At 48.8% G+C, this 13295-nt stretch carries 10 protein-coding genes; all 10 read left to right on the top strand.

The features are described 5' to 3' along the window. The first annotated feature begins 30 nt into the window (after window positions 1-30). The 10 genes from AC50YG_RS29370 to AC50YG_RS29325 all read left to right on the top strand — a co-directional run bounded on the left by AC50YG_RS29370 (window position 31) and on the right by AC50YG_RS29325 (window position 13291). Window positions 31-345, top strand: a complete 315-nt coding sequence (locus AC50YG_RS29370; protein WP_473755443.1) for an FtsB family cell division protein — start codon at window positions 31-33, stop codon at window positions 343-345. 103 nt (window positions 346-448) lie between these two features. Next, complete coding sequence (locus tag AC50YG_RS29365; RefSeq protein WP_099517810.1) at window positions 449-1000, top strand: S1 domain-containing RNA-binding protein; 552 nt, start codon at window positions 449-451, stop codon at window positions 998-1000. Window positions 1001-1364: 364 nt separating this feature from the next. Further along, window positions 1365-3857, top strand: coding sequence for a stage II sporulation protein E (gene spoIIE, locus AC50YG_RS29360; RefSeq protein ID WP_473755444.1), 2493 nt, complete (start codon window positions 1365-1367; stop codon window positions 3855-3857). 398 nt (window positions 3858-4255) lie between these two features. After that, window positions 4256-4981: a vWA domain-containing protein gene (locus AC50YG_RS29355; protein ID WP_046234430.1), complete on the top strand. Its 726-nt coding sequence runs from the start codon at window positions 4256-4258 to the stop codon at window positions 4979-4981. Further along, window positions 4965-5888, top strand: coding sequence for a protein kinase domain-containing protein (locus AC50YG_RS29350; protein ID WP_473755446.1), 924 nt, complete (start codon window positions 4965-4967; stop codon window positions 5886-5888). Before AC50YG_RS29355 ends, AC50YG_RS29350 begins: the two co-directional genes overlap by 17 nt. 78 nt (window positions 5889-5966) lie before the next feature. Continuing rightward, window positions 5967-7397 (top strand): tRNA lysidine(34) synthetase TilS, encoded by a 1431-nt coding sequence (gene tilS, locus AC50YG_RS29345; RefSeq protein ID WP_494832197.1) that lies wholly within the window; start codon window positions 5967-5969, stop codon window positions 7395-7397. A gap of 49 nt (window positions 7398-7446) precedes the next feature. Beyond that, window positions 7447-7986: a hypoxanthine phosphoribosyltransferase gene (gene hpt, locus AC50YG_RS29340; RefSeq protein WP_338553848.1), complete on the top strand. Its 540-nt coding sequence runs from the start codon at window positions 7447-7449 to the stop codon at window positions 7984-7986. 103 nt (window positions 7987-8089) lie between these two features. Further along, complete coding sequence (gene ftsH / locus AC50YG_RS29335) at window positions 8090-10084, top strand: ATP-dependent zinc metalloprotease FtsH (protein WP_494832195.1); 1995 nt, start codon at window positions 8090-8092, stop codon at window positions 10082-10084. Between the two features lie 471 nt (window positions 10085-10555). Then, window positions 10556-11626 carry a BMP family lipoprotein gene (locus tag AC50YG_RS29330; protein WP_494832193.1) on the top strand — a complete coding sequence of 357 codons (1071 nt, stop codon included), beginning with the start codon at window positions 10556-10558 and terminating at the stop codon, window positions 11624-11626. Between the two features lie 117 nt (window positions 11627-11743). Further along, window positions 11744-13291, top strand: a complete 1548-nt coding sequence (locus AC50YG_RS29325) for an ABC transporter ATP-binding protein (RefSeq protein WP_494832191.1) — start codon at window positions 11744-11746, stop codon at window positions 13289-13291. Window positions 13292-13295: the final 4 nt, after the last annotated feature.

The raw sequence follows: 13295 nt of genomic DNA, 5'->3' as shown, positions 1-13295 counted from the left end.
TGGTTCTATTTCTTAAGGGGGTACAAGCAATTGGCGACAGCAGCAGCAGCAAACAAGTTAACCGTTAATCCAGGCTCCAAGCGTCGGATCAAGATGTGGATGATGTTTATTGTCCTCTTCATGGGCTGGGCGGCTTATACCTTCTTTGGACAAATCCAGCAGCAAAACGCTACCGAACTGCGGCTTGCAGCTGTAATGAAACAGAAGGAAGATGCCACAAATCAGGCGCAGCAGCTGCAACAGGAAATTGAGCGGCTTAACGATCCGGAATATATTGCGCAGCTTGCAACCAAAGGTCAAGGCATGGTTAAAGAGGGCGAACAACAGATACAGGTGGTTAAATAGACGCACAAACGGGTGAACGTCTGTTGACCTTCCTTCTTCCGTTCGGTTATAATCACGTTAATAGTACATTAAGCGAAACTTTTAGGGAGGAACATTTTATTTTATGGCAATTGAAGTAGGCGCGAAGTTAGAGGGCAAAGTGACAGGCATTACGCATTTCGGGGCATTCGTTGATTTGTCTGGAGGTGTCACAGGTCTCGTTCACATCTCGGAAATTGCTGATAATTACGTCAAAGACGTGAAAGATCACCTGAAGATCGAAGACGTGGTCAAGGTCAAAGTGATTAACGTTGACAAAGACGGAAAAATTGGACTTTCCATTAAACAGGCAATTGATCGACCAGAAGGCCAACTGCCTCCTGCACGCGAATCACGTCCAAGCACTCGTCCAAGTGGCGGGCCTGGTGGTGGTGGCGGCGGAGAACGCTTTAATCGTGGCGGCAGTGGTGGCGGTCAGGATCGTGGCGACCGTGGAGGACACGGTGGCGGCGGTGGTGGGCGTCCATTCAAGCAGCAGGCCGGGAGACCAGCTTACGGAAAACCAACTTTTGAGGATAAAGTGTCGCGCTTCCTGAAAGATAGTGAAGAACGCATTTCCTCCCTGAAGAAGAATACCGAAGGCAAACGCGGTGGACGCGGAGCCAAGCGGGTTTAAGCAAGAGCTATATTTTAATGACAAAAGCAGAGCCTTTATGGTTCTGCTTTTTTTGCGTTTATGTGCCGCCTCGAAGTTTTTTCCTACCCTACTCTTTCAATACCGACACATTCACCTGCATATTCGCCAACAAATGGAAGTGCCAATAGACGGTTTTTGTTGAAGCTATTTGAGGCACTGTCTGCAAAGAGGGCGGCATGAGCCCAGACAGGGCAAGCGAAAATTTGCTTTTGACAAGGACTGCGAGGGCAGTTGATTTTGTCGGAAAAAACTTTTGGGCCGCCTACGTTAAACTGACAAACTTCCTATGGACGACCTCCTATAATGGGAAACACAATACATTCGGAAATGGTGGTGTCTGCGGATGAACAAGGAAAGTGTACTCGTATTTCCCAGAGGAAAGAAAGAAGGATGGTTGCAGCCTCGAATCGGTAAAGTCAAGGAGCGTGTTGCCTCGCAGCGATTTATTCAGCTGGTGCTGGCGAAAAAATGGACCTTCCTGCTTGTTGCTGTTGGTTTTTTGCTTGGACGAGCCGTCATTTTGGAGTCGCTTATGCCGTTTGCCGCCGCTTATTTTGCCGTCATTTATTTTCTTCGAAAGGATGCGGTTGCTTGGGTTGGGCTGTCAGTGGTGGTGGGAAGCTTCTTCGCGGTTACACCCTCCCCAGTCTGGATTGCGATGGAAATTGCCGCATTATTTCTTCTGTTCAAGGGGCTCGAAGCCTACGAGAAGGCTGAGCTTGCTTCGGCTCCGCTGCTCGTATTTACCGCCACCTTGCTCGTCCAATTGTTTCATGCCTTCACCTTGGACACGCTGACCTGGTACAGTATCATGCTGGTTGTAGTGGAAGCGGCTCTCGGCTTTGTTCTCACGCTCGTGTTCATCCAAGCCATTCCGGTGCTGACCATGTCTAAGAAGACAACGGCGCTGCGCAGCGAGGAAATCATATGCCTGATGATATTGCTCGCTTCCGTCATGACAGGGGCGGTTGGCTGGGTGATCTACGGCATGTCGGTGGAGCATATAATGTCACGTTATATGCTGGTGCTGTTCGCGCTTGCTGGGGGCGCGCCGCTTGGAGCATCGGTCGGGGTCATTGCTGGACTCATACTCAGCCTTGCGGACTTTAACGCCATTGTGCAGATGAGTCTGCTGGCGTTTGCGGGCTTGCTGGCGGGGCTGCTGCGGGATGGAGGGAAGATGGCTGTAGCCTTCGGCATGCTGCTCGGAACGTCCATTCTAGCCGTATATGTAGGCGGTCAAGGCGATGTGATGGCATCCACCTGGGAATCGGTTACAGCGGCTATTATGCTGATTTTGACGCCGCGCGTCATGATACGAACGATATCCCGCTATGTGCCGGGAACGAATGAGCATGCGAAGTCACAGCATGAATATGCGAAGCGGGTGCGTGAGGTGACGGCTGAGCGGGTCACGCAATATTCGGAGATGTTCCGGCAGCTCTCGCGAAGCTTTGGGCAATTAAACGGCGGCGCTGTGGCGATGAATCGCGAAGATGAGATCACTCATTTTATGAATGAGGTGGCGGCACGAAGCTGCGCAAGCTGCCATCGGCAAAATGCATGCTGGGGGGATAAATTTTATCAGACCTATAAAGTGATGACGGAGATGATGACGACGGTTGAGCAGGAAAGGGCTCCTGGAGCTAAGGATATGCCGCGAACATGGACCGCCCATTGCTCCAAGTCGACGCAGGTGATGTCTGTCATGAAGCAGCAGTACGAGCTTTATCAAAATAATATGCACTGGAAGAAGCAAATATTCGATTCTCGTCAGCTGGTGGCCGAGCAATTGACCGGCGTGTCCCAGGTCATGGAGGATTTGGCGAAGGAAATTCGCCGCGAGGGGCAAACGCTGCATTTGCAGGAGGAGCAAATTAGGGAGGCGCTGGAGGGGCTGGGTCTGTCGATTCGAGAAATTGAAGTGATTAATTTGGAGGAGGGCAATGTTGATATTGAGCTGTACCATACCTTTAGCAAGGGATATGATGAGTGTCGCAAAATTATTGCGCCGCTGCTTACGGATATTTTAGGTGAGCATATTGCAGTTAAACTTGAGGAGGAACCAGAGAAAAATGGAGAAGCAACAAGGGTCGTATTTGGCTCCGCCAAAGTGTTTGAAATTGAAACGGGCGTTGCTGGTGCGGCAAAAGGGGGCGATCTGCTGTCAGGCGACAGCTTTAGCATGGTGGAGCTTGGCAACGGCAAATTTGCCGTGGCAATTAGCGATGGCATGGGAAATGGAGAGAGGGCGCGCCAGGAAAGCAGCGCAGCGCTGTCGATTTTGCAGCAGCTGCTCAAGTCGGGTATGGACGAGAAGCTCGCGGTCAAATCGGTCAATTCCATCCTGCTGCTGCGTTCGTCAGATGAAGTATTCGCAACCGTGGATCTCGCCATTATCGATCTTTACACCGCCTCAACAATGTTTATGAAGATAGGATCAACGCCGAGCTTTATTAAGCGCGGCAAGGAAGTGATTCCAGTTACGGCCAATAATTTGCCAATCGGTATTTTACAGGATATTGATGTGGATATGATTTCGATGCAGCTTCAGCCCGGGGATGCACTCATTATGATGAGTGATGGCATTTATGATGCGCCAGGCCATGCGGTCAATAAGGAGATGTGGATGAAACGAATGATTCATGAGCTGAAAACGGAGGACCCGCAGGAGATGGCCGATGTGCTGCTGGACACCGTTGTGCGTTACCATAAGGGGGAGATTATCGATGACATGACCGTGCTGGTGGCGCGTGTGGACAAGCATTTGCCAGAGTGGGCGGCATTCCGCTGGCCGGGGATGACGCGAATGGAGCGCCCGCGGACGGTAAGCTAGCATATAGGAGGGCCGCCAGGGACGGCGACAGCCGTTTTACCTTGGCTCACATACTAATTGGAGGTGAAGCGGCTAAGCGGTAGCTTAATAGAATGTTCTCTTGGAGGTGGTTAACCAAACCAGCGTTCATTCATAGCGTGCTTCAAAGGAAGCGGCTATGAATAAACGCTGGTTTTTTCTGCGTATAACCGTTTATCTCTCTTAAAATGGGCAAAACTGATAGAATCAGCTCTTTGTCACTCTAAGTGGGTCGGCATGCTGGTTTGTGGCTGTTTGTGCAAATATAAGAATTTATAAGTTTCACACTTATAAACGGGCTTATATTTCAGCGCGAAACGGAAGCTTTGCCGCCAGATGATGGCAAAGCCGTTTACGATTGTGAAGGGAGATTGATAGGGATGAAACAAATTTTGCTAATAACCGATGGTTGTTCGAATGTAGGGCTTAGCCCGATTGTAGCAGCGGCTCATGCGAAGGCGGAGGGTATTGCAGTCAATGTCGTCGGGGTGCTTGATCACGGCGATGCAGGCGAGTCCGGCAGCATGGAGATTGAGGAGATTGCAAGGGCTGGCGGGGGCATCAGCCGGATGGTTCATACGCGCCAGCTGGCGCAGACTGTCCAGATGATGACGCGCAAGACGGTTGTACAGACGATTCAGCTAGCTGTACAGAAGGAGCTTAAACATGTGCTTGGCAGCGGGGCGATTGAGGATTTGCCGCCGGAGACGCGCAGCGAGGTCGTGAGGGTGATGGATGAGCTGGGGGAAAGCTCCAGTCTGCAGGTGGCGCTGCTTATCGATGCCAGCGCTAGCATGAAGCCAAAGCTGATTGCGGTAGAAGAGGCGATCCGCGACTTGATGCTGAGCCTGCAAGCAAGGCAAGGGAAAAGCGAAATCGCTGTCTTTCATTTTCCGGGCGGAAGGCATGGAGAAGAGTGCAAAATGGATTTGGGCTGGACGGATAATTTGACAGGAGCGCAGTCGATTTTTCCAAAATTGCAAATGAGCGGCACGACGCCAACGGGTCCTGCGCTGATGCAGGTGATTGATTTTTATCGTCAGGGGGATTATGGTAGGAGGAGCAGAGAAGAAACGGATGGGATGATGAGTGACTACGTCGTTTAGAATCAGTCTCCGCCGTGGCACTGTGGTGACTGGAAAATGGAAGCGCCGTAAGTATCGGGTCGAGCGTCTGCTTGGGGAAGGCGCCAATGGCAAAGTGTACTTGGTCCATTCCGACCAGGGGTGGGTTGCGCTTAAGGTAGGCGCTGACGCAGTAGACCTGCAATCGGAAATCAATGTGCTTCAGACGCTTGCGAAGCAGGGGAGGCGTCAGGCGCCTGCATTTTTGTATGATGTGGATGATCTGCAGGGCTCCGATGGACGCGATTACCCTTTTTATATTATGAAGTATGTGCGCGGGGTGAACTTGTCTGCGTATTTGCTGCAAAACGGCAAGGAATGGTTCCCGCTGGTCAGCCTTAATCTGTTGAATAAACTGGCGGAGCTTCACAGCAAGGGCTGGGTATTCTGTGATTTGAAGATGGAAAATGTGATGGTTGCCGATTATGGGCATGTCGAGCTGGTGGATTACGGCGGGGTGACGGCGGTAGGAAAGAGCATTCGCCAGTTCACTGAAATTTATGATCGTGGCTACTGGAACGCAGGTTCCCGGGCTGCCGATTTGAAATACGACTTATTTTCTTTCGCGGTGCTGTGCATCCAAATGCACGAACCGAAGAGACTGCACCAGCTTACCTTGACGCTGCTCCCGCAAAATCGTTCGACCGATGATTTAGAACAGCTGATTGCGACCAATGCTTCTCTGAAGCCGATTGCAGGCTGGCTTGCAGAAGCTCTTGCGGGTCGTTTTGCAGATGCTGCTGAAGGCGCGGAGGCGTGGCGTGTGCTGATGCATGGAACGAGCCGCAAGCAAGCTGCTCCGACCCCTTTCTGGCTCAAAGGGCTAGTTGCGGGTTCGGCAATTATGCTGGCTGTATCGGTTTATTGGCTGCTTCGCGTGGGTATGTAATGACATGAGATGTTATAGCAAGGTTTCGCCAGCTATTTTGTTGAAGGCGGCGGCCAGAAGGGAATGAGGGAAGAGGAAATGACGATAGGAATCGATTTGCTTCCCGATGTTCAGAAGCTGGCAGCAATGGAACGGTTATGGAGCGAAGGGGACTGTGTTGTTGTTGCTGTCTCCGGGGGACCGGACTCTATGGCTCTGCTGCATCTCCTGAGCCGCCTGAAGTCAAGCGGGGTGCTAAACGTTGTTGCGGCTCACGTGAATCACGGCTTCCGGCCGAAGGAGTCGGCGCTGGAGGCAGAGGTAGTTCGGCGTTATGCGGGGGAGCTTGGGCTGCCCTTTGAGCTGACAGAACTCGATTTGCCTGCTTATATAGAAGAAACAAAAATGAACGCACAATCGGCGGCGCGCGAAAAACGCTACGCCTATTTGCATGAGGTTGCGCAGCGATGGGGCGCGCAGGCGATTGCCCTTGCCCATCATGCAGATGACCAAGCGGAAACGGTGCTCATGCATTTGATTCGCGGCAGCGGTATTTCGGGACTTTCTGGCATGTCGCTGCGCAGGCAGGAAAAAAACGTGGAACTCATTCGCCCCCTCATGCGTAAGAACAAAACAGACCTTTTACAATACTGCCGTCATTACGGCATTCCGTATTGCGAGGACAGCAGCAACGAGAAGCGCCATTACTTTCGCAATGTTGTCCGTCTGGATGTTATTCCGCAGTTATCCAGCTTCAATCCGCAGCTGTCCGAATCGCTTGGCCGCCTTGCTGAAGTGGCGGGCGCCGAGGATGAATGGCTGGATAGGCAGACAAAAGCTTTATTCGAAGAGTTAGCCTATACGGAGCAAGAGGAATGTTCTGTAAGCTGCAGTCGTTTGGCGGGCCTTCATGTCGCTTTACAAAGGAGATTGATTAAACTAATATTAGATTATCTTTCGAGGGATGCTGATGTGGTCTCCTTCGAGCATATCGAGTCTATGCGGCTTGCCGCAGCGCCCGAAAGTTCAAGCACTTGGCGTATGGATATTGGAAACGGTTTGCGCTGCTTGCGTGAATATGACCATATGCGTTTTGTCAGGATGCCGAAACAAGAGGAAGCAAATACAGACTATGCGCTTGTTGTTGTACCTTTGACCCAGCAATACATAGAGGTAGAGGCGGGCGGCTGGAAGCTCGCGTTTGAGCGGCGGACAGCTGATGATCAGACTGCTGGAAAACTGGCGGGCCGCCATGAAGCTTGTTTCGATTTGGAGCAGCTTGCGTTTCCGCTGACTGTACGAAATCGGCACCGTGGTGACCGAATTCAAGTTTTAGGATTAAATGGGTCTAAAAAAGTGCAAGATATGTTCGTTGACGAAAAGCTGCCTCCTTCACAGCGCGAACGCTATCCACTGCTTTTCGATGCAGATGGGCGGCTGCTGTGGATTCCAGGCATAAGGCGATCTAGCCATGCGCTTATCAGCCCAAGCACGAAGGAACTATTATTCATTCGTCTTACGAAAGAATAAGAAGCACTGTTACACTCATAAACATAAGTACTGTAGGGGGATTAATCCGTTGTTAAACGACATTCAAGAAGTGCTTTACGATGCACAGCAGATTCAGGCCAAGGTGCGTGAGATGGGCAAGAAGCTCAGTCAGGATTTTGAAGGGCGTGACCCTCTCGTTATTTGTATCCTTAAAGGGGCCATTATTTTCATGTCCGACCTGATCAAGGAAATGACGATTCCGCTGGAGATTGATTTTATGGCGGTGTCGAGCTATGGTCAGTCGACCAAGTCCTCAGGTGTGGTCAAGATTATTAAGGATCTTGATGTATCGGTTGAAGGCCGCGATGTACTCATCGTTGAGGACATTATTGACAGCGGTTTGACGCTAAGCTACTTGATTGATGTTTTGGAGCGCCGCAATTCCAAATCGGTTACGGTGGCTACGCTGTTCGATAAGCCAGCACGCCGTACAGTAGATCTCGAAGCAGACTATACGGGCTTTACGCTGCCGGACGAATTCGTTGTCGGTTATGGGCTTGATTTTGCTGAGCGTTACCGCAACCTGCCGTTCATTGGCGTTTTGAAACCGGAAGTGTACGAGAAGTAATTTGAATGGGCTTAACCAGTATGCCTGTCCTCCAAGTGGTTCTATTGTGATGGAAAGTCATGCTATGTTAAAATATGAAAAGCGTCTTGAGAGGAGGTAGGAGATGAATCGGATCATCCGTAACACTGGATTTTATTTGATCATCTTTTTGGTAACCGTCGGGATTATTCAGTTTATCAGCAATCAGAATGATACTACCGTCGAAATACGATATGATCAGCTTCGCGCTGCTATTAATGAGAACAACGTCGCGGAAATGATGATAAAGTACGATGGTCAGTCTTATTATATTTCTGGTAAATACAAACAACAGCCCGAAAGCGCGAAGAGCATACAGTTCACATCGCGTGCAGGGATCGATTCAGGCGAGGTATTGCGTGAAGCCGCAGTGAAAAACGGTTTTGAGTTACAGTATAAACCAATGGATACGCCAAGTGTCTGGCTTACACTCCTTACTTCCATCATTCCGTTTGTGATTATATTCGTTCTGTTCTTCTTCTTAATGAATCAAGCGCAAGGCGGTGGCGGCAAAGTCATGAATTTCGGCAAAAGCCGTGCCAAGCTTTACAATGAAGAGAAGAAGCGCATCACTTTCGAGGATGTGGCAGGGGCGGATGAGGAGAAGCAAGAGCTGGTTGAAGTTGTTGACTTCCTCAAAGATCCGCGTAAGTTTAATCTGGTAGGCGCCCGTATTCCTAAGGGTGTTCTGCTCAATGGTCCTCCGGGAACAGGTAAAACGTTGCTTGCCCGTGCAGTTGCCGGTGAAGCAGGCGTGCCATTCTTCAGTATTTCGGGTTCGGACTTTGTGGAAATGTTCGTCGGTGTCGGCGCATCCCGTGTCCGTGATTTGTTCGAAAATGCGAAGAAAAATGCACCTTGTATTATCTTTATCGATGAGATTGACGCCGTTGGCCGTCAACGTGGTGCTGGTCTTGGCGGTGGTCATGATGAGCGTGAGCAAACGCTCAACCAATTGCTCGTCGAGATGGACGGATTTGGAGCGAACGAAGGTATCATTATCGTTGCAGCAACGAACCGCCCTGATATTTTGGACCCTGCCTTGCTGCGTCCGGGACGTTTTGACCGTCAAATTACGGTTGACCGTCCAGATGTGAGAGGCCGTGAAGCGGTGCTGAAAGTTCATTCCCGCAATAAGCCGCTTAACAAGGACGTCAAGCTGGATATTATCGCAAGACGTACAACAGGCTTCTCCGGAGCAGATCTTGAAAACTTGCTGAACGAAGCAGCGTTGCTTGCTGCTCGTCGCAATAAGAAAGATATTGCAATGAGAGAGGTTGATGAAGCTATTGACCGTGTTATCGTAGGTACAGAGAAGAAAAGTCGCGTAATCAGCGATCGTGAGAAGCGTATTGTTGCTTTCCATGAAGCTGGACATACGATTATTGGATTCTTCCTGGAGCATGCGGATCTCGTTCATAAAGTAACCATTATTCCTCGTGGCAAAGCTGGCGGTTACGTCATCATGATGCCGAAGGAAGACCGGATGCTGGTAACGAAGCAGGAGCTGCTGGATAAAGTGACTGGCTTGCTTGGCGGACGTGTAGCTGAGGAATTGTTTATCGGCGAAATCGGCACAGGCGCATACAGTGACTTTAAACAAGCGACGAGTATCGTTCGTGCGATGATTATGGAATACGGAATGAGCGACAAGCTTGGTCCATTGCAATTCGGAAGCTCGCAAGGACAGGTGTTCCTTGGACGTGATATCGGCCATGAACAAAATTACTCCGATGCGATCGCTTATGAAATTGACCAAGAAATGCAGGCGATTATCGGAGCTTGTTATGAGCGTGCGAAAAAATTGCTCACCGAGAGATCGAAAGAGGTTCACACGATTGCGGAGACGCTTCTGTCTGTAGAGACGCTTGAAATGGATCAAATCAAACGTTTGATCGAAACAGGCACGCTTGAATTGGCGGAAGGTGAAGCAGAGAGTGTTGCTGTTGAACCAACAACTGAACCAATCGTCGATACGATTGGCGACGTTAAGGTTCGTATACAGTCAAGAGAAGCAGGAGAAATCCCTTCATTGGATAAATCTGATGATAAACCGAATGATGGGGAAGAACCGAAATAAATAGGATGAGGACGCGTTAGAAAACCGACATTGTCGGTCGTTGAACCATCGTCCTCGCCAGTTGTTTATGGAGACAGCTATTTTCTCAGTAGTGGCCGAGAAAATAGCTGTTTTTTTATTTCATCGCGAAACAGAAGCTTTGCCGCCAGAGGTCGGCGTCAGCCGTTTACGCTTGATTAATTTTACTTTATTAATGTTCGGATTTAGCCTATAATAATAGAGGTAAAACTCAGGAATTATTTGGTTTTGTCGGGTGTGTGTAAGGTTTTAATGGTGTGTTTGGCACAAATGTTAAATAATTGTGAGATATAGGCGTGAACAAAATTTCTGTGTCATGTTACATGACGTAAAAATGTTGACGTATGTGGATAAGCAATTATAATAAAGAGAATAGCAGCCAAGCACAACAACAATAATATAAGCAAGTAGGTTGCAGTTACAACACATCTATATTAAGGGGAGAAATCGAAGATGAAAAAACGTTTAGGTTTTATGTTATCTATTGTTCTTATGTTCGCATTAGTATTGTCTGCTTGTGGTGGCGGCAGCAAAAACAATGGCACAAACGGAGCAGCATCGCCTGAGGCGTCTGCGGCACCTGAAGCATCATCAGATGCTGGTACAGCAGCTAAGCTCAAAATCGGTATGGTTACAGATACAGGTGGCGTAAATGATAAATCCTTTAACCAAAGCGCTTGGGATGGCCTGCAACGTGTAACGAAAGATACAGGCTCCGAAACGAAATATTTGGAAAGTAAAGGCGACGCTGATATGGAACCGAATCTGCGTGCATTCATTTCTGAAAAATACGATATGATTTGGGGCGTAGGCTTCTTGTTCCAAGATGCAATGGGTAAAGTAGCGAAAGACAATCCGGACTCCAAGTTCGGCATCATCGACTCCGCTGTTGACGCACCAAACGTTGTTTCTGTTAACTTCGCAGCTAACGAAGGTTCGTTCCTTGTAGGTGTAGTTGCTGGCTTGACAACAAAAACAAATAAAATTGGTTTTGTAGGCGGCATGGAAATTCCGAGTGTTACTGTATTTGAAGCAGGCTTCAATGCAGGTGTAGCAGCAGTAAACCCTGAAGCGAAGGTTATCCGCAACTACACAGGCGAGTTCGGTAAACCAGACTTAGGTAAAGCAGCAGCAACCGTAATGTACAATGACGGCGTAGATATTATTTTCCAAGTTGCTGGTGGTACTGGTAACGGCGTATTTAACGAAGCAACAGCTCGTAAAAAAGCAGGGCAAGATGTATGGGTAATTGGTGTTGATAAAGACCAATCGATCGAGTTCGGCAACGAAGTTACGCTTACTTCCATGCTTAAAGGCGTTGAAGCTGCCATTCACCAAGTTTCCACTGACCTGATTAACGGCAAATGGGAAGGCGGCAAATCGGTTGTTCTTGGTCTTAAAGACGGCGCAGTTGGCCTGCCAGAGAACAACCCTAACGTTTCTGCAGAAATTATGACTAAAGTTGAAGACTACAAACAACAAATTATTAGTGGTTCGCTTGTAGTTCCAACTGAAGTGAAATAGTTTTAAACTTATGATTTAATGTCGTTTGTTTATTATGTACAGCCGACAAGACCTGCCCTCAAGCCGGTCTTGTCCTTTTTTGAGATTGGGAGCTAACAAACCGGGGAGGATAACTGGATGAAACAAAGTGCAGCGGCTGTCACACTTAAGGGGATTACGAAACGCTTTCCCGGGCTTGTAGCCAATGATTCGATTGATTTTGAACTCAAGAAAGGCGAAATCCATGCATTGCTGGGCGAGAATGGTGCAGGTAAGTCTACGTTGATGAACATTTTGTTCGGCTTGTATCAGCCGGATGAAGGAGAAATCTGGGTCAACGGCAATAAAACGGTTATTGAAGGTGCAGGAAAAGCTATTGAGCTTGGAATTGGTATGGTACATCAACATTTTAAGCTGGTACAGCCATTTACAGTGGCTGAAAATATTGTGCTTGGCAATGAGCCGCGTAAATTTGGCACATTCGTCAATTATAAGCAAGCAAATGATAAAGTCCGTTCCATTTCGGAACGTTATGCATTGAAAGTAGATCCGCAGGTGCGGATTAAAGATATTACGGTGGGTATGCAGCAGCGTGTGGAAATTTTAAAAACCTTATACCGTGGCGCTGAAATTTTAATCTTTGATGAGCCAACTGCTGTGCTTACCGTACAAGAGATCGAAGAGCTGATTGGCATTTTGCGCAATTTGGCTGCAGAAGGCAAGTCCATTATTTTGATTACGCATAAGCTCAAAGAGGTTATGGCGCTTGCAGATTCGGTGACGGTTATTCGTCGGGGCAAGGTGGTTCGAACCGTTACGACAAAAGAAACGAACGAGCAGCAGCTTGCGGAGCTTATGGTTGGCCGTGACGTTAATTTTCAGGCGGTAAAAACCAAGAAAGAGCCTGGAGAGCTTATCGTATCTGTTGAAAACCTTACGATGAAAGGCGAGGAGAATAAGCTCGTTCTAAATGGTGTCGCTTTTAATATCCGTGCCGGCGAGATTTTGGGTATTGCTGGCGTTGATGGCAATGGACAAAGTGAGCTGGTACAGGCTATTACTGGCATGCGTAAAGCGTCTGGTGGCTCTGTGAAGCTTTTGGGTAAGGAAATGATCAATAAAACGCCGCGCCAAATGTCCGTTGCAGGCGTCAGCCACATTCCAGAGGATCGTCACAAGCATGGAATGGTGCTTGATTTCACACTGAGCGAAAATATGGTGCTGGATACGTACTTTGATCCACAGTTCGGCAAACATGGCTTTATTGATTTTAAAGCTATAGACGCTCTTGCGAATCAACTTGTAACTGAGTTTGATGTGCGTTCATCAGGCATTGGGGCCAAGGCCCGCTCCTTGTCGGGCGGTAACCAGCAGAAAGCCATAATTGCCCGTGAAATATGGAAAAATCCGTCCTTGCTCATCGCTGTACAGCCGACTCGCGGTCTGGATATAGGCGCGATCGAATATGTGCATAAGCGGTTAATTGAAGCGCGGGATGCAGGCAAAGCGATTTTGCTCGTTTCTTTTGAGCTGGATGAGTTGTACGCATTATCTGATCGTATTGCGGTTATGTACGAAGGTAAAATAATGGGCTATGCCGATGCTGATCAGCGTGACGATCAACAGCTGGGTCTAATGATGGCAGGCAATTCAACAGCGAAGCAGCCGAGCAAAGGTGGGAGATAGCAAC

The sequence above is a fragment of the Paenibacillus sp. J31R34 genome (assembly GCF_059383715.1).
The sequence above is the reverse complement of the archived record's forward strand: the minus strand, read 5'-3'. Positions and strand labels throughout refer to the sequence as shown.

Coding starts and splice junctions, on each gene's coding strand:
- AC50YG_RS29365 (WP_099517810.1), top strand. CDS start 449: ATGGCAATTGAAGTAGGCGCGAAGTTAGAGGGCAAAGTGACAGGCATT.
- spoIIE (WP_473755444.1), top strand. CDS start 1,365: ATGAACAAGGAAAGTGTACTCGTATTTCCCAGAGGAAAGAAAGAAGGA.
- AC50YG_RS29355 (WP_046234430.1), top strand. CDS start 4,256: ATGAAACAAATTTTGCTAATAACCGATGGTTGTTCGAATGTAGGGCTT.
- tilS (WP_494832197.1), top strand. CDS start 5,967: ATGACGATAGGAATCGATTTGCTTCCCGATGTTCAGAAGCTGGCAGCA.
- ftsH (WP_494832195.1), top strand. CDS start 8,090: ATGAATCGGATCATCCGTAACACTGGATTTTATTTGATCATCTTTTTG.
- AC50YG_RS29330 (WP_494832193.1), top strand. CDS start 10,556: ATGAAAAAACGTTTAGGTTTTATGTTATCTATTGTTCTTATGTTCGCA.
- AC50YG_RS29325 (WP_494832191.1), top strand. CDS start 11,744: ATGAAACAAAGTGCAGCGGCTGTCACACTTAAGGGGATTACGAAACGC.